Annotated in this window: 24 protein-coding genes and 1 pseudogene; 20 read left to right on the top strand and 5 right to left on the bottom strand. The window is 66.8% G+C overall.

Going from position 1 to position 22084, the window contains the following annotated elements; translation table 11 throughout:
- Positions 1 to 336: pseudogene (locus L286_RS36990) on the top strand (ABC transporter ATP-binding protein); the annotation flags it as partial.
- A 3-nt stretch (positions 337 to 339) separates the two neighbouring features.
- On the opposite strand, the gene L286_RS36985 reads toward L286_RS36990, so the two are convergent.
- Complete coding sequence (locus tag L286_RS36985) at positions 340 to 1539, bottom strand: penicillin-binding protein activator (protein WP_021223531.1); 1200 nt, start codon at positions 1537 to 1539, stop codon at positions 340 to 342.
- Positions 1540 to 1550: 11 nt separating this feature from the next.
- On the opposite strand from L286_RS36985, the gene rsmI reads away from it, so the two are divergent.
- The 4 genes from rsmI (at position 1551) to L286_RS36965 (ending at position 4487) form a co-directional block, all read left to right on the top strand.
- Positions 1551 to 2408, top strand: coding sequence for a 16S rRNA (cytidine(1402)-2'-O)-methyltransferase (rsmI, locus tag L286_RS36980; protein ID WP_021223530.1), 858 nt, complete (start codon positions 1551 to 1553; stop codon positions 2406 to 2408).
- A complete protein-coding gene (locus L286_RS36975) occupies positions 2405 to 2758 on the top strand; it encodes a YraN family protein (RefSeq protein WP_007685502.1) in 354 nt (117 codons plus the stop codon). Before rsmI ends, L286_RS36975 begins: the two co-directional genes overlap by 4 nt.
- A 141-nt stretch (positions 2759 to 2899) precedes the next feature.
- Positions 2900 to 3874: a glutathione synthase gene (gshB, locus tag L286_RS36970; RefSeq protein ID WP_021223529.1), complete on the top strand. Its 975-nt coding sequence runs from the start codon at positions 2900 to 2902 to the stop codon at positions 3872 to 3874.
- Between the two features lie 13 nt (positions 3875 to 3887).
- Positions 3888 to 4487 (top strand): DedA family protein, encoded by a 600-nt coding sequence (locus tag L286_RS36965; RefSeq protein ID WP_021223528.1) that lies wholly within the window; start codon positions 3888 to 3890, stop codon positions 4485 to 4487.
- A gap of 60 nt (positions 4488 to 4547) precedes the next feature.
- Here L286_RS36965 and L286_RS36960 read toward each other — a convergent pair whose 3' ends face one another.
- Positions 4548 to 5441, bottom strand: a complete 894-nt coding sequence (locus tag L286_RS36960) for a tyrosine recombinase XerC (RefSeq protein WP_021223527.1) — start codon at positions 5439 to 5441, stop codon at positions 4548 to 4550.
- Between the two features lie 65 nt (positions 5442 to 5506).
- On the opposite strand from L286_RS36960, the gene L286_RS36955 reads away from it, so the two are divergent.
- From L286_RS36955 to nadC, 4 genes are all read left to right on the top strand, one after another.
- Entirely contained in the window at positions 5507 to 6385 is an 879-nt protein-coding gene (locus L286_RS36955; protein WP_037445172.1) for an MBL fold metallo-hydrolase, read from the top strand.
- A gap of 133 nt (positions 6386 to 6518) precedes the next feature.
- A complete protein-coding gene (gene nadA, locus L286_RS36950) occupies positions 6519 to 7508 on the top strand; it encodes a quinolinate synthase NadA (protein WP_021223526.1) in 990 nt (329 codons plus the stop codon).
- Positions 7505 to 7894, top strand: coding sequence for a hypothetical protein (locus L286_RS48560; RefSeq protein ID WP_152522346.1), 390 nt, complete (start codon positions 7505 to 7507; stop codon positions 7892 to 7894). The genes nadA and L286_RS48560 overlap by 4 nt, the downstream gene beginning before the upstream one ends.
- Positions 7891 to 8739: a carboxylating nicotinate-nucleotide diphosphorylase gene (gene nadC, locus L286_RS36945; RefSeq protein ID WP_021223525.1), complete on the top strand. Its 849-nt coding sequence runs from the start codon at positions 7891 to 7893 to the stop codon at positions 8737 to 8739. Before L286_RS48560 ends, nadC begins: the two co-directional genes overlap by 4 nt.
- A 75-nt stretch (positions 8740 to 8814) precedes the next feature.
- Here nadC and L286_RS36940 read toward each other — a convergent pair whose 3' ends face one another.
- Both L286_RS36940 and L286_RS36935 read right to left on the bottom strand, forming a co-directional pair.
- Positions 8815 to 9237 carry a DUF4112 domain-containing protein gene (locus tag L286_RS36940; protein ID WP_007685512.1) on the bottom strand — a complete coding sequence of 141 codons (423 nt, stop codon included), beginning with the start codon at positions 9235 to 9237 and terminating at the stop codon, positions 8815 to 8817.
- Between the two features lie 32 nt (positions 9238 to 9269).
- Positions 9270 to 10784: an ABC transporter substrate-binding protein gene (locus L286_RS36935; RefSeq protein WP_031293335.1), complete on the bottom strand. Its 1515-nt coding sequence runs from the start codon at positions 10782 to 10784 to the stop codon at positions 9270 to 9272.
- Between the two features lie 199 nt (positions 10785 to 10983).
- On the opposite strand from L286_RS36935, the gene L286_RS36930 reads away from it, so the two are divergent.
- Both L286_RS36930 and L286_RS36925 read left to right on the top strand, forming a co-directional pair.
- Complete coding sequence (locus tag L286_RS36930; protein WP_021223522.1) at positions 10984 to 11922, top strand: right-handed parallel beta-helix repeat-containing protein; 939 nt, start codon at positions 10984 to 10986, stop codon at positions 11920 to 11922.
- Positions 11923 to 12020: 98 nt separating this feature from the next.
- A complete protein-coding gene (locus tag L286_RS36925) occupies positions 12021 to 12224 on the top strand; it encodes a hypothetical protein (RefSeq protein WP_013040978.1) in 204 nt (67 codons plus the stop codon).
- Positions 12225 to 12472: 248 nt separating this feature from the next.
- On the opposite strand, the gene L286_RS36920 is transcribed toward L286_RS36925, so the two are convergent.
- Positions 12473 to 13870 (bottom strand): helix-turn-helix domain-containing protein, encoded by a 1398-nt coding sequence (locus L286_RS36920; protein ID WP_021223521.1) that lies wholly within the window; start codon positions 13868 to 13870, stop codon positions 12473 to 12475.
- Positions 13871 to 14020: 150 nt separating this feature from the next.
- Between L286_RS36920 and L286_RS36915 the strand changes: the two genes are divergently transcribed.
- The 9 genes from L286_RS36915 to L286_RS36875 all read left to right on the top strand — a co-directional run bounded on the left by L286_RS36915 (position 14021) and on the right by L286_RS36875 (position 22052).
- A complete protein-coding gene (locus L286_RS36915) occupies positions 14021 to 15613 on the top strand; it encodes an isocitrate lyase (RefSeq protein WP_021223520.1) in 1593 nt (530 codons plus the stop codon).
- A 220-nt stretch (positions 15614 to 15833) separates the two neighbouring features.
- Positions 15834 to 16520 carry a glutathione S-transferase family protein gene (locus L286_RS36910; RefSeq protein ID WP_021223519.1) on the top strand — a complete coding sequence of 229 codons (687 nt, stop codon included), beginning with the start codon at positions 15834 to 15836 and terminating at the stop codon, positions 16518 to 16520.
- Positions 16521 to 16622: 102 nt separating this feature from the next.
- Entirely contained in the window at positions 16623 to 18077 is a 1455-nt protein-coding gene (gene leuC / locus L286_RS36905) for a 3-isopropylmalate dehydratase large subunit (protein ID WP_021223518.1), read from the top strand.
- Positions 18078 to 18186: 109 nt separating this feature from the next.
- The gene (leuD, locus tag L286_RS36900; RefSeq protein ID WP_021223517.1) at positions 18187 to 18780 is read left to right on the top strand and encodes a 3-isopropylmalate dehydratase small subunit; all 594 of its coding nucleotides are present in this window, start codon (positions 18187 to 18189) and stop codon (positions 18778 to 18780) included.
- Positions 18781 to 18840: 60 nt separating this feature from the next.
- Positions 18841 to 19164, top strand: a complete 324-nt coding sequence (locus L286_RS36895; protein ID WP_007685532.1) for a DUF1476 domain-containing protein — start codon at positions 18841 to 18843, stop codon at positions 19162 to 19164.
- Between the two features lie 19 nt (positions 19165 to 19183).
- Positions 19184 to 19417, top strand: a complete 234-nt coding sequence (locus L286_RS36890; protein WP_007685534.1) for a BolA/IbaG family iron-sulfur metabolism protein — start codon at positions 19184 to 19186, stop codon at positions 19415 to 19417.
- 55 nt (positions 19418 to 19472) lie between these two features.
- Positions 19473 to 19805: a Grx4 family monothiol glutaredoxin gene (grxD, locus tag L286_RS36885; protein ID WP_007685536.1), complete on the top strand. Its 333-nt coding sequence runs from the start codon at positions 19473 to 19475 to the stop codon at positions 19803 to 19805.
- A 367-nt stretch (positions 19806 to 20172) separates the two neighbouring features.
- Positions 20173 to 20550, top strand: coding sequence for a BlaI/MecI/CopY family transcriptional regulator (locus L286_RS36880; protein ID WP_021223515.1), 378 nt, complete (start codon positions 20173 to 20175; stop codon positions 20548 to 20550).
- Complete coding sequence (locus L286_RS36875) at positions 20547 to 22052, top strand: M56 family metallopeptidase (RefSeq protein WP_021223514.1); 1506 nt, start codon at positions 20547 to 20549, stop codon at positions 22050 to 22052. Before L286_RS36880 ends, L286_RS36875 begins: the two co-directional genes overlap by 4 nt.
- Positions 22053 to 22084 lie beyond the last annotated feature (32 nt).

The raw sequence follows: 22084 nt of genomic DNA, 5'->3' as shown, positions 1-22084 counted from the left end.
CTGCTGGCCCGTGCGCTGGCGGTCGGCGCCCCCGCGCTGATCGTGGACGAGCCTTTGGCCGCGCTCGATCCGGGGCATCAGATCGACGTCATGGACCTGCTGAAGGCGGAGGCGCGGGCGGGATCGCTGGTCGTCGCCGTGCTGCACGACCTGGGCATGGCGGCCCGCTATTGCGACCGGCTGGTGCTGATGGACCACGGCTCGCCGGTGGCCGACGGCGCGCCGCTCGATGTGCTGACGGAGGCGAGGCTCGCCAGCGTCTACGGCATTTCCGCCCGCATCGATGCAGGCGGAAAGTGGCCGCTGATTTTGCCTGTGGGGCGGGTTAAGTCTTAACCCTTACTCCGCAAAGGCCCGTGGCGCCGGAGCCACCACCGTGAAGGTGCCCGCGCCGATCTCCGACACTTCCAGCGCCCGTTCCGCAATGCCGTCGCGGCCGAAGCGGAACGCCCCGTCGATCCCGGCAAAGCCCCCCGCATCGCGCAGCCGCGCCGCAGGGAAGGTCGTGCCCGGCTTCCAGTCGCGGGCAATCCGCACGGTCAGCAGCACCGAATCATAACCCAAAGCCGACAGCCGGAACGGCGCATTGCCGTAACGCGCCCGATATTTGGTCGCGAGCTGGCTGTAGAGCCCATCCGAAACGCTGGCGAACCACGCGCCGCGCAGCACCGGGCTGGACGCCAGGCCGCTGTCCGTATTCCACAATTCGGTGCCCAGCAGCCGCGCCGTCGCGCCGCCATTCTTCCGCACGATCGGCGCGACCTGCATCGCCACGCGGCCGCTGTCCGCGATCAGCAGCGCGTCATAGCTGGAGGATGCCTGCAATTTCCTGACCGCCGCCGTGATGGAGGCGGGGCTGCGGTCGAAGGTCTGCATCGACACCACGGTTGCGCCCGCGCCCTCGACCGCGCGCAACAGGGCGGTGCCCGACCGCTCGCCATAGGTTCCCTTGGGCACCAGCGCGGCGAATTTGGACAGGCCCTTGCCCTTGGCGAATTCCACCACCCGTTCGATCGACTGGTTGGGGTTGTAGCCCATGATGTAGACGCCGTTTCCGGCGACGCTGGTGTCGTTGGAGAAGCTGATCACCGGCACGTTCGCCCGCGCAGCGATGGGTCCGACGATCCGCGCATCCTCCGCCAGCAACGGCCCCAGGATCAGCTTGTTGCCGTCCGCCAGCGCCTTGTTCGCCGCCGCGGCCGCGCCGACGCCGGTGTCATAGGTGGTGATGCGCACCTTGTCGGCCTTGGTGTCCAGCAGCGCCAGCGTGGTCGCATTGGCGATGGACTGGCCGACGCCCGCATTGGGGCCGCTCATCGGCACCAGCAGCGCGACGCGGTGGCGCAGCGTGTCGGTGGGCAGGCCTTCGGTCACTTCGGGGCCGGTCTGCGTCGGGCCGGTCTGGGCCGGGCCGGGGCCTTTGGGCACGATGGATTGACAGGCGGCGACCAGCAGCGCGGTCGCTGCGAACAAAATCCGCCCGGCGCGTTTCATGGAAGCGAACAAGTCCGCTTGCCGGGGGGCATCCGTCTCTGTCATCTGGCATCCTTATGGAAACTGATATTGTTGATCTTGATGGTTCTGGGCTTGAGGCTGGGCTTTACATCGTTGCAGGGCCGATCGGCAACCTTGGAGACCTTACCCCCCGCGCGGCCGAAGTCCTGCGCCTTGCCGACGTGATCGCCGTGGAAGATACACGGGTCAGCGCACGCCTGCTGCGCCATGCCGGGTCGGACCGGCCGATGGTCCCCTATCACGACCATAGCGCCGAAGGGGTGCGCGCCCGCCTGATCGAGCGGATGGCGAGCGAATCGGTCGCGCTGCTGTCCGACGCGGGAACCCCGCTGATCTCCGATCCGGGGTACAAGCTGGTGCGCGACGCCCGCGCCGCCGGCCGCCGGATCACGACGCTGCCGGGGCCGAGCGCCGCCATCGCCGCGCTCACTTTGTCGGGCCTGCCGACCGACCGTTTCCTGTTCATGGGCTTCCTGCCGTCCAAGCAGAAGGCGCGGGGCGATGCGCTGGCTGAGGTCGCCGCGCTGCGCGCCACGCTGGTCTTCTACGAAAGCGGCCAGCGCCTGTCGGAAAGCCTGGCCGCCATGGCCGAGCATCTGGGCGACCGCGAGGCCGCCGTCTCCCGCGAGATCAGCAAGGCGTTCGAGGAAACCGCCACCGGCACCCTTACCCAACTGTCCGCCCGCTATGCCGACGCCCCGCCCAAGGGAGAAATCGTCGTCATCGTCGGCCCGCCCGGCGAAGCCCCGCCCGCCAGCGCGGAGGATGCCGACGCCGCGCTGCTCGAAGCCATGGAACGCCTCCCCGTCTCCAAGGCGGCGGGGGAGGTGGCCAAGAAACTCGGCCTCGACCGCCGCGCCCTCTACGACCGGGCGCTGGAACTCAAGGCGTGAGGCGACAGGCCGCCGAAAAACGCGGGCGGCAGGCGGAACGGATCGCCGGCTGGTGGCTGCGCCTGAAGGGTTGGCAGATCGTCGGCCGCCGGATGCGCACGCCCGCCGGAGAGGTCGATCTGGTCGCCCGGCGCGGTGGGATGCTCGCCTTTGTCGAGGTGAAGGCCCGCGCCACCGGCGCCGATCTCGACCTCGCCATCGACGAACGCCGCCTTTCGCGGGTCGCCGCGGCGGCGGAAATCCTGTTCCACGACCTCGCGAAACCGGGCGACGACATGCGAATCGACGTGATGCTCCTTGCACCGGGCCGCCCGCCGCGCCATCTGGCGAATGTCTGGCATGGGGGCTGACTCGACCTCCGTTCGCCCTGAGTAGCCCCTGAGCTTGGCGAAGGGGCGTATCGAAGGGCGGGTGCGGGACGGTGCTTCGATACGGGACTTCGACAAGCTCAGCCCTACTCAGCACGAACGGAAGAAGAGGAAAAGATTGCAGTGACCCAGCTCAACCCGCTCACCGTCGCCGTGCAGATGGACCCGATGGAGGGGATCAGGATCGGCGGCGATTCGACCTTCCACATCATGCTGGCGGGGCAGGCGCGGGGGCACCGGCTCTATCATTATCTCGCCCCCGACCTCACCTATCGCGACGGCCGCGTGCTGGCCAAGGCGCGCCCGGTGAAGGTGCAGAAGGTCGAGGGCGACCATTTCGTCTTCGGCGAGCCGGAGATGCTGGACCTGGGACGGGACGTCGACGTGGTGCTGATGCGGCAGGATCCGCCCTTCGACCTCAGCTACATCACCGCCACCCACCTTCTGGAGCGGGTGCAGGAGGAGACGCTGGTGGTGAACGACCCCGCCTCCGTCCGCAACGCGCCGGAAAAGCTGTTCGTGCTGGATTATGCACGCTTCATGCCGCCCACCATGATCACCCGCGACCTGGAGCAGGTGAAGTCCTTTCTCGCCCAGCATGGCGAGATCGTGGTGAAGCCGCTTTACGGCAATGCGGGCAACGCCGTCTTCCATGTCGGGCGGTCCGGCGCGAATCTGTCCGCGCTGGTGGAACTGTTCAACGCATCCTGGGTCGAACCGTTCATGGTCCAGGCCTTTATTCCCGGCGTCGCGGAGGGCGACAAGCGCATCGTGCTGGTCGACGGCGAAGTCGCGGGCGCGGTCAATCGCATTCCCGGCGCGGGCGAGATCCGCTCCAACCTCGCCGTCGGCGGATCGGCGGCCAAGACCGTCCTCACTGAACGCGAAATGGAAATCTGCGAAGCCCTTGGCCCGGAACTCAAGCGGCGCGGGCTTCTTTTCGTCGGGATCGACGTGATCGGCGGCGAATGGCTGACGGAAATCAACGTGACCTCGCCCACCGGCATCGTTTCCATCGACGCCTTCAACGGCACCGACACGGGCGGCATGATCTGGGACGCGATCGACGCCCGGCTGGCGGCGCGGGCGGCCGCCTGAGCCACGTCGCATCATGACCGACTGGGTTCTCCGCCTGATCGACGCGGGCGGCTATTGGGGCATTTTCGCCCTGATGGTGATCGAGAACATATTTCCGCCGATCCCGTCCGAGCTCATCATGGGCATCGGCGGCATCCGCGTCGGCCAGGGCCGGATGGAGATGGGATGGCTGCTGTTCGCGGGCACCGTCGGCACCACCGTCGGCAATTATTTCTGGTATCTGGTCGGCCATATATTGGGCTTCGGCCGGTTGAAGCCGCTCGTCGACCGCTATGGCCGTTGGGCGACGCTGGAGTGGAAGGATGTCGAGGCGCTCGACCATATCTTCGGCAAATATGGGCAGATCGTGGTGTTCGTCTTCCGCTTCATGCCCGCCTTCCGCACGATGATCTCGCTGCCCGCCGGTCTGTTCCGCATGGGGCATGTCCGCTTCCTGCTGTGGACCAGCGGCGGGGCGCTGGTGTGGAATATCGTCCTTGCCTATGCGGGCTACATACTCGGACAGAATTTCCGCGACATCGACAAATATGTGGGGCCGGTTGCCACGGCCTGCGTGGTGGGGGCGGTCCTCTTCTACCTCTGGCGGCTGGCGACCTGGAAACCCAGGGGCTGATCCGGGGATATCCCGTGTTCCTGCGAAGGCAGGAACCCAGTTCAGACGAGGGAATGGACTTCACGCCCGCGGATGCGCGTTCCGGTAAACGTCAAGCAGATGCGCGGCATCCACCTGCGTATAGATTTGCGTGGAGGACAGGCTGGCATGGCCCAGCAACTCCTGCAACGACCGCAGATCCGCCCCGCGCCCCAGCAGGTGCGTCGCGAAGCTGTGCCGCAAGGCATGGGGCGTCGTCCGGTCGGACAGCCCCAGCCTCCCTCGCGCCCCCTGCACGGCCCGGCGGATCAACGCAGGCGACAGCGGCCCGCCCCGCGCCCCCCGGAACAGCGGCGCGTCCTTCTCCTGCCCGAAGGGGCAGAGCGCCACATAGGCCTCCATCGCTTTCCGCACCTGGGGCAATAAAGGCACGATCCGCGTCTTGCCCCGCTTGCCGGTGACGCGCAAAGTCTCTCCCAGGGGCAGCGCCGCGCCGGTCAGCGCCATCGCCTCCCCGATGCGCAGTCCTGCCCCGTAAAGCAGCAGCAGCACCGCCCAGTCCCTGGCGCCGATCCATTCCTCCCGCGCCGTTTCGGCGATGTCCCCGGCCAGCGCCACCGCCTCGTCGGGCGAGACAGGGCGGGGCAGGCCGCGCTTCACGCGAGGCCCCTTCAGCATCGGCACTCGCGCATCCTCCCCGCCGACGAAGCGCAGGAAACCCCGCACCGCCGACAATTCCCGCGCCGCCGAGACATTGCCGATCCCGTCCAGCCGCCGCACCGTCAGGAAGGCGCGCAGGTCGGCCTGTTCGATCCCCGCCAGCATCGCCGCCGTCGCCGCTTCGCCGCGATGCTCCTCCAGGAAGGCCAGCAATCGCTCGGCGGTCGCCACATAGGCGCGCACCGTATGCACCGAGCGCCGCCGGTCGAGCGCCAGATGCCGCCGCCACTGCTCGCAAAGATCGTCCGCCGCCATGGCGCCATGATAGGGCAGGGGATCGCCCTTGAAAACCGCCCGGAAATGGGCACATGGGATGGGACATGGCAACTCCCTTCGATCTGGCCGACCTTCCGACCGGCGCGCTGATGCGGCTTTCCCCGCTGGTGGGGCGCGTGCTGGCGCCCAATCCGTCGCCCTTCACCTATACGGGCACGCAGACCTATCTGGTGGGCGCGGAGGATGTGGCGGTGATCGATCCCGGTCCGGACGATCCGGCGCATCTGGCCGCGCTGATCGAGGCGATAGGGGGGCGTCCGGTGACGGCGATCCTCTGCACCCACACCCATCGCGACCACAGCCCCGCCGCCGCGCCGCTGGGCGAGCGGACCGGCGCGCCGGTCATCGGTTGCGCGCCGCTGACGCTGGAGGATGATGGCCCCCGCGCCGACGCCGCCTTCGACGCGGCCTATCGCCCGGACCGCGTGCTGGCGGACGGCGAACGGATCGGCGGCCGGGGCTGGACGCTCGCCGCCGTGGCCACGCCCGGCCACACCTCCAACCATCTCTGCTTCGCCCTGCTGGAGGAAAAGGCCCTGTTCACCGGCGATCATGTGATGGGCTGGTCCACCAGCATCGTTTCCCCGCCCGACGGCGACATGGCGGCCTATATGGCCTCGATGCAGCGGCTGCTCGACCGGACCGACACCGTCTATTATCCGGCGCATGGCGATCCGGTCGACAATCCGCAGCGGCTGGTGCGCGGCATGATGGGCCATCGCAAGCAGCGGGAGGGCCAGATACTGCGCTTCCTGGAACGCAACGGCGCGTCGGAAATCCCCGACATGGTCGTGGAAATGTACAAGGGCGTCGACCCGCGCCTGCACAGCGCGGCGGGGCGTTCGGTGCTGGCGCATCTCATCGACCTCGACGGGCGCGGCATCGCCGCCGCGACGGGGGACGGGCGATGGCGGTTGCGCTGAGGCGCTTCACCTGGCGGACCGCAACCGGGACCGATGGGACGTGACGGCGGCCATCAACGAGGTACTGGCCAACAGGCGCAACGCCCGTTAGGGGGGCGCTGGATGAAGGCCCTTCAAGGAGCAGGGTAGGGACATGAACGCCATCACCGGAATCCCGCAGGGGATCGACCTGCGCGCGGAGATCGACCGGCTGCGCAAGGAACGCAACGCCGTCATCCTCGGCCATTATTACCAGAAGCCGGAAATCCAGGACCTGTCCGATTTCGTGGGCGATTCCCTGGAACTCTCGCGCAAGGCGGCGGAGACGGACGCGGACGTCATCGCCTTCTGCGGCGTGCGCTTCATGGCGGAAACGGCGAAAATCCTCTCGCCGGAAAAGATCGTGATCCTGCCCGACATGGACGCGGGATGCAGTCTGGAGGACAGTTGCCCGCCCGCCCAGTTCAAGGCCTTCCGGGAGGCGCATCCCGACCATATCGCGCTCAGCTACATCAACTGCTCGGCGGAGGTGAAGGCGCTTTCCGACATCATCGTCACCTCCTCCTCGGCGGAAAAGATCCTGGCGCAGATTCCGAAGGAGCAGAAGATCATCTTCGGCCCCGACAAGCATCTGGGCGGCTATCTGAAGCGCAAGCTCGGCCGCGACATGCTGCTCTGGCCGGGCGTCTGCATCGTGCATGAGGCGTTCAGCGAAACCGAACTGCTGAAGCTGAAGGCCCAGCATCCCGGCGCGCCCGTGGCGGCGCATCCGGAATGCCCGCCGCACATCGTCGACCACGCCGACTATATCGGCTCCACCAGCGGCATATTGGAATTTTCCAAGACCATGGCCGGCGACACGCTGATCGTCGCCACCGAACCGCACATCATCCACCAGATGCAGAAGGCGGTGCCGGAAAAGACCTTCATCGGCGCGCCCGGCGCGGACGGCAACTGCAACTGCAACATCTGCCCCTATATGGCGCTCAACACGATGGAAAAGCTCTATCTGGCGCTGCGCGACCTCCAGCCGCGCATCGAGATGGAGGAGGGGCTGCGCCTCGCCGCGAAGAAAAGCCTCGACCGCATGCTCGAAATGGCGAGCGGCACGGTCGGGCAGGGCGATCTGGGCGCGCGCTCGTGAAATACGGAGAGGCGTTCGGCAAGCTTGGATACAATCTAAGACTTCCTCGACTTCACTGGAGCGCTGCTGCGGAACATGGTGTTTGCGTAACGCTGTGGCATTGTGAAATCGATTGGCCTACTTTGAGCCTAAATTCGCTTTTAAACTGTGGCCCGATTGAGAACTGGAATGCAGCCGGTAAAAATAAAAGAGAAGAACATTTCCGGATGGCGGCTAGAAATTTTGATAATTGGTTGGATGCCATAGTAGTTAAAGGCGTACCGGGTCAGGGTGTTGAATCTGCATCTCCATGGGTTGTTAAAGAACGTAAAGGGCTGCGGTGGCGTTTGATGGCTTTTGATGAGACGACTGGCCATTTTGAGCTGAAGGCGCTTTCGTACTTATGACCTTCTCTCTCCCCGGCTTCGATCTCGACGCCTTCATCGCCTCCACCCTGGCGGAGGATCTTGGCCCGGACGGCCGCGACGTCACCAGCGAGGCGGTGATTCCCGCCGACGCGATGTTCGACGGCGTGATGGACAGCCGCGACGCCGTGACGCTGGCGGGCCTGCCCATCGCCGCCGCCTTCTTCCGCGCGCTCGATCCGGATGTGGAGATCGAACTGCTCCGGCAGGATGGCGACCGCGTGGCGGCGGGCACCGACATCATGCGCATCCGGGGCAAGGCCCGCGCCATGCTGACGGCCGAGCGGTCCGCGCTCAACACCGTCCAGCACCTGACCGGCATCGCCACCATGGCCCGCGCCTATGTCGACGCGATCCTGGGCACCGGCGCGACGCTGCTCGACACGCGCAAGACCATTCCGGGCCTTCGCGTGCTGGAAAAATATGCGACCCGCATGGGCGGCGCGACCAATCACCGCATGGGGCTTTGGGACGCGGCGATGATCAAGGACAATCATGTCGCCGTCGCCGGATCGGTGGAGGAGGCCGTCCGCCGCGCCGCCGCCGCCGGGATCGCCAGCATCATCGTGGAGGTCGACCGCGTCGACCAGATCGAACCCGCGCTTGCCGCCGGGGCCACGCACCTCCTGCTCGACAATATGGACGCGCCCACCCTGCGCGGGGCGGTGACGCTGGTCGGCGGGCGCGTCCCCACCGAAGCGTCTGGCGGCGTCACGCTGGACAGCATCCGCGCCAAGGCGGAAACCGGCGTCACCTATATCAGCGTCGGCCGCCTCACCCAGTCGGCCCCGGCCGCCGACATCGGCCTCGATTTCGCCTTTGCCTGAAGTCGCGCATGCGCCGCGGCGCTTGCCCACCGCTAGGCGCATTTGCAGGCCGCCAGGGCTGCATGTCGATACAGCCTAACCCTCGACGATCACCGTCGAAGGATGATGCCGGTCCAGATGCCTGCGGATGATGCGCAGATTCTTGCTGTTGGACTTGTAGAAGAAATCGAAAACGTCCCCGGCAAAGGGAATGGCGCCGATCAGCGTGTCGAAGCCGACATTGGCCGCCATGCGCGTGAGCTGCCATTTCGACATGCCCAGGTTCCGCGCTTCCCACACGATCCACGCCCCCATGGCGGCCGTGGCGAAATCGCCCACCACGGGGATCAGCCCCACCAGACTGTCCAGCCCGACCCGCCGGTTGGTGCCGGGAAGGACGAACAGCCCCTCCAGCATCGCCTCCATCATCTCGATCCGCCTGCGCACCGAAGCCGGATCGCGGCCGAATCCGGGCATGTCGCGCACGATCCGGTCGAACTGGTCCTGCGAAATCGCCATCATCCGTCCTCCAAGCATCGGCTTTCGATGCTCTAGTTGGTGCTCCTGAACAGATGGTTCAATGGGTGCCGCGCCCTGGGCGACGCCATGAAGCCGGTCAGCCGCCGCGCCACCAGAGACCAGCGCACCGGCGCGCCCAGCGCGATGAAGCCGTTATGCGCCTGCATCAGCGCCTCTGCCTGCGCCACGCGGGCCATGCGCTCGTCCAGGCTGGCGGCAAGGCTCGCCGCCTGCAATTGCGCCTCCGCCTCCGCCGAGCAATGCACCTTCCGCGCGCAGCCGATCCGCCCCAGATACCAGAGCGCGCTGTCATAGGCCGCGACCTCGTCGACCAGCCGCAGATCGGCGTCGGCCGTCAGGTCGACCCGCTCGACCGCCAGGCCGATCATGCCCAGGTCATGCCGCACCAGCCCGAACAGCAGGGTGGAGCCCGGCCCCCTGGGCAGGGCCACGCGCAAAACCGGCGGGTCGCCATGCTCGCTGCGCCAGCGCTTCATGACCGCCTGTCCCTGCGCCCAGCGTTCCTCCTGCGGCAGGCCGGACCAATCCGGCGCGGCGGGCGGTCCGGGCAGGTCGATCTGTCCCGGCACGATCTGCTCGGTCGTGGCCCAGCCGCCGACGGGGAACATCACCGGCAGGCGGCTGCGGTCGATCGCCATGTTGATCGCCCGCCGCACGCCGTCATCCTCCAGCAGCTTGCCGCTCGCCCCGCTCCGGCCCGTCACCGCCAGTCCCAGCAGCCCCTGCACCGGATCGATCCGCACATCGTCGCGGTCGACCCCCGCCGGCACCAGCAGCGGCAGGTCGGAAAAGCGCCCGCCCAGCACGAGCGCGGCCTTGCCCTGCTGGAAACGGGTGATGGCGAGCGCCGCCCGCTCCGCCCGGACGATCCGGGTCTGCCAGGCGGGCACCGGCAGTTCGTCGCCGGATTCGTTCGTGGCCCGCTCCACCGGCGTCAGCACCAGCGCCTTGTCCGGAATGCCGCCCCGGTTCTCCCGCCGATAGGGGCCGGTCCCGCCTTCCCGCGACAGGATCGCCATCTGCGGCTGGGCCAGCATCTGCAACACATAGGGGCGCGGCGCCGCCAGCCTGATCTCGATCACCTCGCCCGTCATCGCGACCACGTCCTGCACCGCATCCAGCGGCCCGGCGGGGTCCAGCCGGCGCAGCGCCTCTATCCGCGCCATCAGCAGCCGCCCGACATCCTTCGCCAGCACCTTGCGGCCGTCCGGCCAGAACGCCCGGCGCAGGCGGAAGATGTAGCTGCGGCCATCGTCCTCGACGATCCAGCGCTGGGCCAGGGCGGGCAATATCTCCCCCCCGGCGTCGAACGCCACCAGCCCCTGCGCGGTGGCTTCCAGAAACAGCTTCGATCCGGGATCGGGCAGATTTTCGAGCGGCTTGGCGAAATCGGCGGGGCTGCCGATCACGCTGACCGTGACCGGGCCGCTCCCCTCATTCGAGCAGCTTCCCGACATCGCCGCCATCAGGGCGGCTCCGCCAAGGGTCAGCCAGGCTGGAAAGGGACGGGAAGGGGCGGAAATCATGTCCGGACAAGGCTTAACCCGCAACCGCGCCTGCGCCAACCGTCATGATGCGCATTTGCGCGGCGCGGCCAAAGTCGCGGAATCGCGGGCGACGCGCCAAATGCAAGAGGCCTTTGCCCGCTGTCCCATAGCGGAACAAGATTTCGTTAACCATGACTCCGCATTGGCCGGGAAAGCGCCTTCTTCTATATCCTTCGATATGCGCCTTTTTTCCACCATCCTGCTGATCTCCGCCGCCGTGACGGCAACCGCGCTGGCGCAGGGCGTGACCTCGCCCTTCACCGTGGCGGAAAGCGGGCGAAGCTATGCGACGCTGGGGGAGGCGATCAGGGCGATCGGCGACGGCCGCGGCACGGTTCTGGTGGCGCCGGGCAGCTATGCGCAATGCGCGGTGCAGCAGGGCGGCGACGTCACCATCCGCGCGCAGAAGCCGGGCACCGCGATCCTGGACGGCGTGGCCTGCGAGGAGAAGGCGGCGCTGGTGCTGCGCGGACGGTCGAGCAGCATCGACGGCCTCATCTTCCAGAACCTGCGCGTGCCCGACGGCAACGGCGCGGGCATCCGGCTGGAAAGCGGCGACCTGACCGTCACCAACAGCCTGTTCCGCAACAGCGAGGAAGGGATCTTGACCGGCGACGCGCCGGGCAACGCGATCAGCATCGACAGGTCGACCTTCCGCCATCTGGGGCGCTGCGACCGCGCCCTCGCCTGCGCCCACGGCATCTATGCGGGCCGCTATGGCAGCCTGTCGGTCACGCGCTCGCGCTTCGACCAGGGCGATGGCGGCCATTATCTGAAAACCCGCACGCCCCGCGTCACCATCACCGACAACAGCTTCGACGACAGCGGCGGGCGGCTCACCAACTATATGATCGACCTGTCCAACGGGGCGAGCGGCACGATCAGCGGCAACGAGATGGTGCAGGGGCGCGACAAGGACAATTACAGCGCCTTCATCACCGTGGCGCCGGAGGGGCGGGAACAGGACAGCACGAACCTTTCCATCGCGAACAACAGCGCCTCCTTCGTACCGGGACTGCAGCGCAACAGCAGCTTCGTCGCCAATTTCACCGACGATGCGGTGAAGATCGGCCCGAACCGCCTGGCGAGCGGGATCAAGGTGACGGACCGGCGCTGACGGTTCCTGGATCGATTTCCAGGCGATCGGAAGGCATGTCCGCCCCGACCCGACGCATCCCGCTTGCATGCCGGCGCCGCGGCGCCGATAATCGTCCCATGCGCACCACCTATGGCTCAGCCACCGTCCGCCTCTACCACCTCAGCGACGCCGATGGCGGCGGCGGTGCGACGACGCTGTTCTACGGTCCCCTGAGCGAAGCCCTGCGCATCGCGGAGCGGCAGCCGCAGGACATGCAGGACGGCCTGTTCCTTGCCACCGACAATGATGTCGTCGCCTATCTCGACCTGATCGAGGGATAGGCGGCGTGGAAGACTCACGATCCGCCGGACCGGGCGATTTGGGTGGATTGCGGACGTTCCCCTATTCGTCACCCCTCCCCCCTATTCGTCACCCCGGACTTGATCCGGGGTCCCGCTGCCTTGGGCTGGGCGCGGTGTAGAGGCAAAAGCGGGACCCCGAATCAAGTCCGGGGTGACGAAAAACTAATGTCCGCTCATGGCCATTCCCGACATTTCCAAATTTGTCCGCATTGCCTGGCCCGGCCGCCTCAACCGTCCGCGAAGCCGAACGGCGCGTGGGTCCGCCGGAAATCCTCCGGCAGCATATCGCGCCCGATCGGCGGCGCGGACCGCGCCATGCACTGGCTGCGATGGCACAGGCGGCACGTCACCCCGATCGGCGTAGGCTCCGGCGGCGCTTCCCCCGCCGCATAGATCAGCCGATGCGCATGCTCCGCCGCGCAGCACAGCGCGATGGCCCGCTCGATCTTCGGCGCGCCCCAACCGCCGCCGCCCGCCGTCACCGTCCGCGCGATGGAGAAGAATCGCTGCCCGTCCGGCAGTTCCAGCCACTGCGTCAGCACCTCGCGGGGCCGCTCGAACGCATGATGCACCGACCAGAGCGGACAGGAACCGCCATGACGCGCAAAGGGAAAGCCCGCGCCGTCCAGCCGCTTGCTGACATTGCCCGCATGGTCGACCCGCAGGAAGAAGAAGGGGATGCGCTCCTGCCCCGGCTTCTGCAGCGTGGTCAGACGATGTGCGGTCTGCTCGAAACTCGCGCCGAACTGCCGGGCCAGCGCCTCCACATCGTAACGCCGCGCCTCCACCGCCCTGGCGAAGACGGTATAGGGCATCACTATCGCCGCCGCGCCATAGCTGGCCAGCGCCCGCCGCGTCAGCCGCCGCCCGCTCTCGCTGGCGAACTGGCCGTCCTTCAGCAGCGCGTCGAAATCGCGCCGCATCTCCAGATAGGCGATCTGCAAGGCAAGCTGGAACTGGGTGCTTGCCCCGTCCAGCGCGTCGTCCAGCAGCACCGCGTCGCGATGCCGGTCCAGCCGCCGCATCGACCCCGCCATCACGTCGGAGGGCAGGCGCCGGACCCGCAGGTTATGCTTCGCCTTCAGCCATCCGGCCAGGCCGCCCGCCGCCTCCACCTCCTGCGCCAGCTTCTCCCCGGCGTCGTCCAGCAGCGGAAAGCTGTTGCGCCGCGCCCCCAGGAAGCGCCGCGATTCGGCCACCGGATCGGGCGCTTCGGCGGCATCCTCCCGTTCCACCCCCCGATCCGCCAGCGCCAGTTGCTCCTCGCGATAGGCCGTGTGCAGCCGCAGCAAGGCCTCGGTGATTCCCGGATAATTGACCGCCACGTCCCCGGTCGCCAGCGCGGGCAGGTCGATGTCCGCGAACATCGGGTCTTTCAGCACCGCCTGCAACCGCGCCGTCTGCTCCGCGCCGCCGTCGCCCGCCAGTTCGCTCATGTCCATCTTGTAGGTGCGCGCCAGCCGCAACAGCATGTCGGCGGTCAGCGGCCGCTGGTTGCGCTCCAGCAGCGCGACATAGCTGGCCGAAATCTCCAGGTCCGCCGCCATGTCCGCCTGGGTCAGCCCCAGTTCCCGCCGCAGCCTGCGCAGGCGCGGCCCCATGTAAACCGGACGATCCTTGGCCATGTCGTAAAGCGCTCCTGTGCAGGCTTTACAACCTTACACGCAAATCTTGTAAACTTCTACAACTGAACTTCGCAGCCCCTGCCGCACCCGCGAAACCCCCTCTAGAAAACCGTCATCACTTCTCCACTTCGTTCATGGAATCGAGCCATCATGACCTACAGCCAGGAAATCACGAAAGCGGGCGCCACCATCGGCGGGCAAGGCCATTGGGATGGCATCGCCGCCGAATCGGTCGCCCGCATGCGCCTCCAGAACCGTTTTCACACCGGCCTCGACATCGCCCGCTACACCGCCGGCATCATGCGCCGCGACATGGCGGCCTATGATGCCGACCCGGCCAACTACACCCAGTCGCTGGGCTGCTGGCACGGCTTCATCGGCCAGCAGAAGATGATCAGCATCAAAAAGCATTTCGGCACCACCAAGGGCCGTTATCTCTATCTGTCCGGCTGGATGGTCGCTGCCCTGCGCAGCGAATTCGGCCCGCTGCCCGACCAGTCGATGCATGAAAAGACCAGCGTCCCCGCGCTGATCGAGGAACTCTACACCTTCCTGAAGCAGGCCGACGCCCGCGAACTGGGCATGATGTTCCGCGACCTCGACGCCGCCCGCGAAGCCGGCGACGAAGTCAAGACGCAGAAGATCCAGCACGACATCGACACCTACGAAACCCATGTCGTCCCCATCGTCGCCGACATCGACGCGGGCTTCGGCAATGCCGAGGCGACCTACCTGCTCGCCAAGAAGTTCATCGAAGCGGGCGCCTGCTGCATCCAGATCGAAAACCAGGTCTCGGACGAAAAGCAGTGCGGCCACCAGGACGGCAAGGTCACCGTGCCGCATGAGGACTTCCTCGCGAAGATCCGCGCCGTCCGCTACGCCTTCCTGGAACTGGGCGTCGACGACGGCATCATCGTCGCCCGCACCGACTCGCTGGGCGCTGGCCTGACCAAGCAGATCGCCTACAGCAAGGAAGAGGGCGACCTGGGCGACCAGTATAACAGCTTCCTCGACGTCGAGGAGGTCACCGACATCACCACCCTGCGCGGCGATGTCGTGCTGGCCCGCGACGGCAAGCTGTTTCGTCCCAAGCGCCTGCCGTCCAACCTGTTCCAGTTCCGCGCTGGAACCGGCGAGGACCGCGTCGTCCTCGACTGCATCACCTCGCTCCAGAACGGCGCGGACCTGCTGTGGATCGAAACCGAAAAGCCGCATGTCGAGCAGATCGCGGGCATGGTCGACCGCATCCGCGAAGTCGTCCCCAATGCGAAGCTGGTCTACAACAATTCGCCGTCGTTCAACTGGACGCTGAACTTCCGCCAGCAGGTTTTCGACCGCTGGACCGCCGAGGGCAAGGATGTCAGCGCCTATGACCGGGCGAAGTTGATGAGCGCCGATTACGACGCGACCGAACTGGGCCTTGAGGCCGATGAGAAGATCCGCACCTTCCAAAAGGATGCGGCGGCGCGGGCCGGCATCTTCCATCACCTCATCACCCTGCCGACCTACCACACGGCCGCCCTGTCGACCGACAACCTTGCCAAGGAATATTTCGGCGAGGCGGGCATGCTCGGCTATGTCGCGGGCGTCCAGCGCAAGGAAATCCGCCAGGGCATCGCCTGCGTCAAGCACCAGAACATGTCCGGTTCGGACATTGGCGATGATCACAAGGAATATTTCGCGGGTGAAGCGGCGCTGAAGGCGGGCGGCATCCACAACACGATGAATCAGTTTGCGGCCTGACCGCCGCGGGGGAATCAGTTCGCGGCCTGAAGCCGCTAAACAGTCCGGATTGCGGGGGTGCAAGCCCCGCAATCAGGGTGGAAGGACTTGACGGCCCGGAGCTTCGCGCTCCGGGCCGTTTTTTTCATAAGCGCAGCTTGTGAACGCTCCGCCCGTTCCAGCTTTTGCCGGGAAGCGAAGGCGATTATCCTTTGCGCCGTCCAGCAAAGGGGAAAAGCCGATGTCCTACACCCTCATCACCGCCAACCGGAACTATTCAAGCTGGTCGCTGCGCCCCTGGGTGCTGATGAAGGCTCTGGGCATAGCTTTCACCGACCGGATGGAGCCGTTCGCCGCCGCCGAGAATTACGCCGCCTTCCGCGCCTTTTCGCCCACCGGCCAAGTGCCCGTGCTGATCGACGGCGAGAGGACGGTCTGGGATTCGCTGGGTATCGCGCTTTATCTGGCGGATCGGCATGCGGAGGTCTGGCCAAAGGAAGAGGCGGCGCGGGCGTGGGCGCAATCGGCCGTGGCGGAAATGCACAGCGGTTTCGCCACACTGCGCAACGATTGCCCGATGAATGTCGGCGTGCGGGTGGAGCCGCATCTGCCCTCGCCCGCGCTCAACCGGAATATCGCCCGGCTCGCGGAAATGTGGGGGGAGGGGCTTTCCCGTTTCGGCGGGCCGTTTCTGGCCGGGTCCGCCTTTACCGCGGGCGACGCCTTTTACGCGCCGGTCGCTTTCCGGGTGCGCACCTATGGACTGAATGTCGGGCCGGCGGCGCAGGCCTGGGTCGATCATATGCTGGCGATCCCCGCGATGCGCGAATGGGAAAGCGCCGCCCTTGCCGAAACATGGCGGGAGGAAAGCCATGAAGCGGAAGTCGGCGCCGCCGGGCGCATCGTGGAGGACCATCGCGCCGCCTGACCGCCTGACCTTGCGCCCCCGCCGGGGCCGTCCGCGAAAAGCGGAAATTTGGCCGCTTTTCCCCTTTTCCCCTGTCCTGTCTGGGTCTAGGGGGAAATCACTATGGTCAAGCCTCGCACGCTCTATGAAAAGATTTGGGACGCGCATGTCGTCGAACGCCGTCCCGATGGCACCTGCCTGATCTATATCGATCGCCATCTCGTGCATGAGGTGACGAGTCCCCAGGCGTTCGAAGGACTGCGCCTTGCGGGCCGCAAGGTGCGTCGCCCCGATCTGACGCTGGCGGTGCCCGATCATAACCTGCCGACCACGGCGCGCCGCGATGCGGCGGGCAAGCGCATCCCGATCACCGATCCGGAAAGCGCGCAGCAGCTTGCGGCGCTGGAACGGAACGCGCCGGAATTCGGCGTCCGCCTGATCGGGGACGCGGACCCGGAACAGGGCATCGTCCATGTCGTGGGGCCGGAACAGGGCTTCACCCTGCCGGGCACCACCTTGGTTTGCGGCGACAGCCATACCAGTTCGCACGGCGCGCTGGGCGCGCTGGCCTTCGGCATCGGCACGTCGGAGGTCGAGCATGTCCTCGCCACCCAGACGCTGCTTCTGAAGCAGTCGAAGACGATGGAGGTCGTGGTCGAGGGCGAGCTGGGCTATGGCGTCACGCCCAAGGATGTCGCGCTCGCGATCTGCGGCCGCATCGGGACGGCGGGCGGCACCGGCTATGTCATGGAATATCGCGGTTCCGTCTTCCGCGACATGTCGATCGAGGGTCGACTGACCGTCGCCAACATGTCGATCGAGGCGGGCGCGCGATCCGGCCTGTTCGCGCCCGACGAAAAGACCTTCGCCTATCTGGAAGGCCGCCCCATGGCCCCCAAGGGCGCGGAATGGGAGGCGGCCGTCGCCTATTGGAAGACGCTGGCGACGGACGAAGGTGCGGTGTTCGACAAGAGCGTCGTCATCGACGCCGCCGACATCGTCCCGAACGTCACATGGGGCACCAGCCCGGAGGATGTCGTGCCGGTGACGGGTGCGGTGCCCGATCCGGAGAGCTTCGCCGACGCCTCCAAGCGGGCGGCCGCGCAGAAATCGCTCGACTATATGGGGCTTTCCGCCGGGCAGCGGATGGAGGATGTAGTCATCGAACATGTCTTCATCGGCAGTTGCACCAACAGCCGGATAGAGGATCTGCGCGCCGCCGCCGCCCTGCTCAAGGGCCGCCATATCGCCAGCGGCATCAAGCATGCCATGGTTGTGCCCGGTTCCGGGCTGGTCAAGCGTCAGGCGGAAGCCGAAGGGCTGGACCGCATCTTCGTGGAGGCCGGTTTCGAATGGCGCGAGCCGGGCTGTTCCGCCTGCCTGGGCATGAACCCGGACAAGGTGCCCGCGGGCGAGCGCTGCGCCTCCACCAGCAACCGCAATTTCATGGGTCGGCAGGGGCCGGGGTCGCGGACGCACCTCGTCTCGCCCGTCATGGCGGCCGCGGCCGCCATCACCGGACATCTGACCGACGTGCGCGAATTGATGGGTGAAAAAAGGGGAGAGGCGGTCGCATGAAAAAGGTATTCTGGCTGCTGGCGCTGGGCGCGCTGGCAAGTGCCGCCATGGCGGCGACCCTGGGGCGCGCGGAAGACACGCCGCGCCCGGAGAGCAAGCAGGCGCATTGATGGACAAGCTGAATATCGTCGAAGGCCGCGCCTATCCGTTCGGGATGAAGAATGTCGACACGGACATCGTCATCCCGGCGCATTGGCTGAAGACCATTTCCCGCGCCGGCCTGGGCCGGGGCGCCTTCGAAGTGCTGCGCAAGGAGCCGGGCAATGTCTTCGACGATCCGGAATATGCGGGCAGCCCGATCCTGATCGCGGGCGACAATTTCGGCTGCGGGTCCAGCCGCGAGCATGCCGCCTGGGCGCTGGCCGACCTGGGCATCAAGGTGGTGATCGCGCCCAGCTTTTCCGACATATTCTCCGGCAACGCGTTCAAGAACGGCATATTGACGGTGGTCCTGCCGCAGGAGGCCATCGACCGGCTGATGGAGGTCGCCCGGACGGACCCGATCCATGTCGATCTGGAGCATCAGACGGTCACGACGCAGTTCCAGGACCGCTTCCAGTTCGAGATCGATCCCTTCCGCAAGCATTGCCTGCTGGGCGGTCTGGACGAGATCGGACTGACGCTGGGGCAGGCGGACGCGATCGGCGCGTTCGAGGCGAAGGACGCCGGCGCGCGTCCCTGGCTGGCGCCCGCCGTTGCGTAAGCGTCGCGATCTTCCTATTTCGGATCGGACGATCCGTTTCACCTTTTACGGGGCACAGGCATGACCACTTTCGACGACCGCGAAAAGGCCTTTGAAAACATGTTCGCGCACGACCAGGAGATGCAGTTCCGCATCCAGGCGCGGCGCAACCGGCTGCTCGGCGAATGGGCAGCGGCGAAGATGGGCCTGACGCCCGAAGAAACGGACGCCTATGCCAAGGCGGTCGTGCAGGCCGATTTCGAGGAAGCAGGCGACGAGGATGTCATCCGCAAGCTGATGGGCGACATGACCCAGGCCGGAATCGACATCGACGAAGCAGGCGTCCGCGCCGCGCTGGACGAGCAGCAGGTCATCGCCCGCCGCATGTTCATCGAAGCCCAATAAGCGTCAGGACCGTTCCGCCATGCCGATGGCTGCCGAAGAAATAGCGGACATGATCCGCGCCGCGATCCCCGATGCGCAGGTCGAGATCACCGACCTTGCCGGCGACGGCGACCATTATGCGGCGCGCGTCGTGGCGGAGAGTTTCCGGGGCATGAGCCGCATCGCGCAGCAGCGGGCGGTCTATGCCGCGCTGGACGGGCGCATGGGCGGGGTGCTCCACGCCTTGCAACTGACAACCGCCGTCCCCAATTAACCGCCATTGGACAAAGCCCGCGCCGTTTTGGCGCCTGACAGGAATGGACCAGATAATGACCGACGCCGTGCAGCAGCGGATCGCCGACATCGTGAACGGCAATGACGTCGTGCTTTTCATGAAGGGCACGCCGCTCTTTCCGCAATGCGGCTTTTCCAGCCGCGCCATTGCGATCCTGGAGCATCTGGGCGTCGCCTATGACAGCGTGGACGTCTTGCAGGATCAGGCGATCCGTCAGGGGATCAAGGCCTTTTCCGACTGGCCGACCATTCCCCAGCTTTATGTGAAGGGCGAATTCGTCGGTGGCAGCGACATTATGATGGAGATGTACGAGGCCGGCGAATTGCAGCAGTTGATGGCCGACCAGGGCGTCGCCGCAGCCAACTGAACGGCTGGACGAAACGAATGTGGCAGGCGGTCCGGGTCATACGGGCCGCCTTTTTCATGTCCTCCTGTCATTGAGGCCGCCTTTTGCGTCGCCGGTCTGGTTTGGCGCTCGCTCGACCTGAGGAAGACCGGGTGGGAGGATGCGGCGGAGACTGGTGCCGCATCCTCCCGGGCAGTCAAACGACGGGTATGGCAAAGACAACGCAAAGCCCGTGCCAGCCGTCGGGAATCAGCCCTATCAGCGTCGCGGAAAGGTTAACGCCGCCGGAGCCGGTCGTCAGGCTGTAAACCCCGCCGACGGTCCGTGACCGCACGCTTGACTACAGATGTAATCAATGCGATTACGTCTGTAGTCGATTCTGGTGCGGATGATGGTCGTGAGCGAGAAGATCAGCGAGGCGGAACTGGTGGTGATGGAGGCGCTGTGGGAGCGCGCGCCGCAGACCGCCGCCGATGTGGCGGACCGGGTCGCCGCCGGGCGCGACTGGAGCGTCCAGACCGTCAAGACGCTGCTGTCCCGGCTGATGGCCAAGGATGTCATCGCCGCCGACCAGGACGGCCGCCGCTTTTTATATCGCCCGCTCGTCGCGCGGGAGGAGTATGTTGCCAGCGAGTCGGGGCGCTTGGTGAACCGACTGTTCGGCGGGCGGGTGTCGCCTCTGGTGGCCCAGCTCGCCAGCCAGGACCAGTTGACGGCGGAGGACATCGCCGAACTTGAGGAAATCCTGAAGGGGTTGAGATCATGAGCGTGTGGATCGCCGAAACGCTGATCGCGACGACCCTGCTGATGGCGCTGGTCATGCTGCTGCGGCGTCCGGTGGCGCGCTGGCTGGGGGCGGGGGCGGCCTATTGGCTGTGGCTGCTGCCGCTCGCCCGCATGGCGTTGCCCGCCCTGCCGCGGGATGTCGCCAGCCCCTCGCCCCTGCAGCGGGCGGTCGACCAGGCGGGCCTGCCCCGCTTGCTGGATGCGGCGCCGGCGGGGCTCCCGGTCCGGTCGGAATGGAGCATTCCCTGGCTGGAGATCGCGGCCTCGCTCTGGCTTCTGGGTGTCGTCCTTTTCCTGGCGGTGCAGGCGATCGGCTATGTCCGCTTCCGCCGCTTCATCCTGAAGGGCGCGACGCCGATCGGGGAAGAGGGCCGGATACGCATCGTCAGCAGCCCGCAGGCGGGCGGACCGCTCGCCTTCGGGGTGTTCCGCCCCGTCATCGTCCTGCCCGTCGACTTCGCGCTGCGCTTCGACCCGCAGGAACAGGCCATGGCGATCGCCCATGAGCGCGCCCATCATCAGGGCGGCGACCTGGCCGCCAATATGGTCGCGCTGCTGCTGCTGGGCCTGCACTGGTGCAATCCGGTCGCCTGGATCGCCTATCGCGCCTATCGGGCGGATCAGGAGCAGGCCTGCGATGCGCGGGTCTTGTCGCTCCACGGCCGGGATCAGGCGCATGTCTATGGCCGGGCCATCCTGAAGGCCGCCGGTGGCCGCCAGTTTGCCGGCGCCTGTCATCTCAATCGCATAACCGCGCTCAAAGGGAGGCTGAAAATGCTGTCTGCCCATGAAATGTCGCTGCGCCGCATCAGTTGGGGCATGGCGGCCGTCGCCCTGGTGACGGCATCCGGCCTGGCGCTGACCGCGTCCGGCAGGCGGGCGGCGCAGCAGGTCGCCGCGATCACCGACAAGGTGGATTCGATGAACTTCGGCAGGCTGGCCGATCTGGTCGCGCAGCCCGCCTCCGCCAGCGAGATCGCGCTGCCCGAAGCGCCGGAAGTCGCCGTTCCGACGCCCTCCCCGTCCGATCCGAAGGACGCCGGGGGGATGGCCGCCCTGCCGCCTGCTCCTCCCGCGCCGCCTGCTCCTCCGGCGCCCGTGGCCGACATGGTCCCGCCTGTCCCGCCGGTTCCCCCGGCGCCGCCCGCAGGCCTGCGCGACCGGGGCGACCGCGCCCTGTCCCACGCCGTGCCGAACGAAGCGGAAATCCGCCGCATGGTGCCGCATGTCGATGTCGCCAATGGCTGCGAGAGCGGCAAGGGCGTGAGCCAGCGGGAGACGGTGGACGCCGATGGCCGCCGCCATATCCGCGTCCGCATCTGCCAGGAGGAGATCGAGGCGCAGGCCCATCGCGCCGCCCGCGCCGGATTGATCGCAGCCCGCGCCCAGATCGCCGCGGCCGCCCGGATGTCGGACAAGGTCCGGGCCGAGGTGTTGCGCGATCTGGACCGGGAGATCGCGCATATGGACGGAGAGGATTGACGGGCCGGGTCCAAGGCGCGCCGCGACCTGCC

The organism is Sphingobium sp. HDIP04 (assembly GCF_000445085.1).
Classification (GTDB): domain Bacteria; phylum Pseudomonadota; class Alphaproteobacteria; order Sphingomonadales; family Sphingomonadaceae; genus Sphingobium; species Sphingobium indicum.
The sequence above is the reverse complement of the archived record's forward strand: the minus strand, read 5'-3'. Positions and strand labels throughout refer to the sequence as shown.

Bases quoted from the DNA above. Each gene is read 5' to 3' on its own strand.
- L286_RS36985 (WP_021223531.1), bottom strand. From the start codon at position 1,539: ATGACAGAGACGGATGCCCCCCGGCAAGCGGACTTGTTCGCTTCCATG.
- L286_RS36915 (WP_021223520.1), top strand. From the start codon at position 14,021: ATGACCTACAGCCAGGAAATCACGAAAGCGGGCGCCACCATCGGCGGG.
- nadA (WP_021223526.1), top strand. From the start codon at position 6,519: ATGAACGCCATCACCGGAATCCCGCAGGGGATCGACCTGCGCGCGGAG.
- nadC (WP_021223525.1), top strand. From the start codon at position 7,891: ATGACCTTCTCTCTCCCCGGCTTCGATCTCGACGCCTTCATCGCCTCC.
- L286_RS36940 (WP_007685512.1), bottom strand. From the start codon at position 9,237: ATGGCGATTTCGCAGGACCAGTTCGACCGGATCGTGCGCGACATGCCC.
- L286_RS36920 (WP_021223521.1), bottom strand. From the start codon at position 13,870: ATGGCCAAGGATCGTCCGGTTTACATGGGGCCGCGCCTGCGCAGGCTG.
- L286_RS36880 (WP_021223515.1), top strand. From the start codon at position 20,173: ATGATGGTCGTGAGCGAGAAGATCAGCGAGGCGGAACTGGTGGTGATG.
- grxD (WP_007685536.1), top strand. From the start codon at position 19,473: ATGACCGACGCCGTGCAGCAGCGGATCGCCGACATCGTGAACGGCAAT.
- L286_RS36910 (WP_021223519.1), top strand. From the start codon at position 15,834: ATGTCCTACACCCTCATCACCGCCAACCGGAACTATTCAAGCTGGTCG.
- L286_RS36935 (WP_031293335.1), bottom strand. From the start codon at position 10,784: ATGATTTCCGCCCCTTCCCGTCCCTTTCCAGCCTGGCTGACCCTTGGC.
- L286_RS36930 (WP_021223522.1), top strand. From the start codon at position 10,984: ATGCGCCTTTTTTCCACCATCCTGCTGATCTCCGCCGCCGTGACGGCA.
- L286_RS36875 (WP_021223514.1), top strand. From the start codon at position 20,547: ATGAGCGTGTGGATCGCCGAAACGCTGATCGCGACGACCCTGCTGATG.
- rsmI (WP_021223530.1), top strand. From the start codon at position 1,551: ATGGAAACTGATATTGTTGATCTTGATGGTTCTGGGCTTGAGGCTGGG.
- L286_RS36890 (WP_007685534.1), top strand. From the start codon at position 19,184: ATGCCGATGGCTGCCGAAGAAATAGCGGACATGATCCGCGCCGCGATC.
- leuD (WP_021223517.1), top strand. From the start codon at position 18,187: ATGGACAAGCTGAATATCGTCGAAGGCCGCGCCTATCCGTTCGGGATG.
- L286_RS36895 (WP_007685532.1), top strand. From the start codon at position 18,841: ATGACCACTTTCGACGACCGCGAAAAGGCCTTTGAAAACATGTTCGCG.
- L286_RS36955 (WP_037445172.1), top strand. From the start codon at position 5,507: ATGGCAACTCCCTTCGATCTGGCCGACCTTCCGACCGGCGCGCTGATG.
- L286_RS36965 (WP_021223528.1), top strand. From the start codon at position 3,888: ATGACCGACTGGGTTCTCCGCCTGATCGACGCGGGCGGCTATTGGGGC.
- leuC (WP_021223518.1), top strand. From the start codon at position 16,623: ATGGTCAAGCCTCGCACGCTCTATGAAAAGATTTGGGACGCGCATGTC.
- L286_RS36925 (WP_013040978.1), top strand. From the start codon at position 12,021: ATGCGCACCACCTATGGCTCAGCCACCGTCCGCCTCTACCACCTCAGC.
- L286_RS36960 (WP_021223527.1), bottom strand. From the start codon at position 5,441: ATGGCGGCGGACGATCTTTGCGAGCAGTGGCGGCGGCATCTGGCGCTC.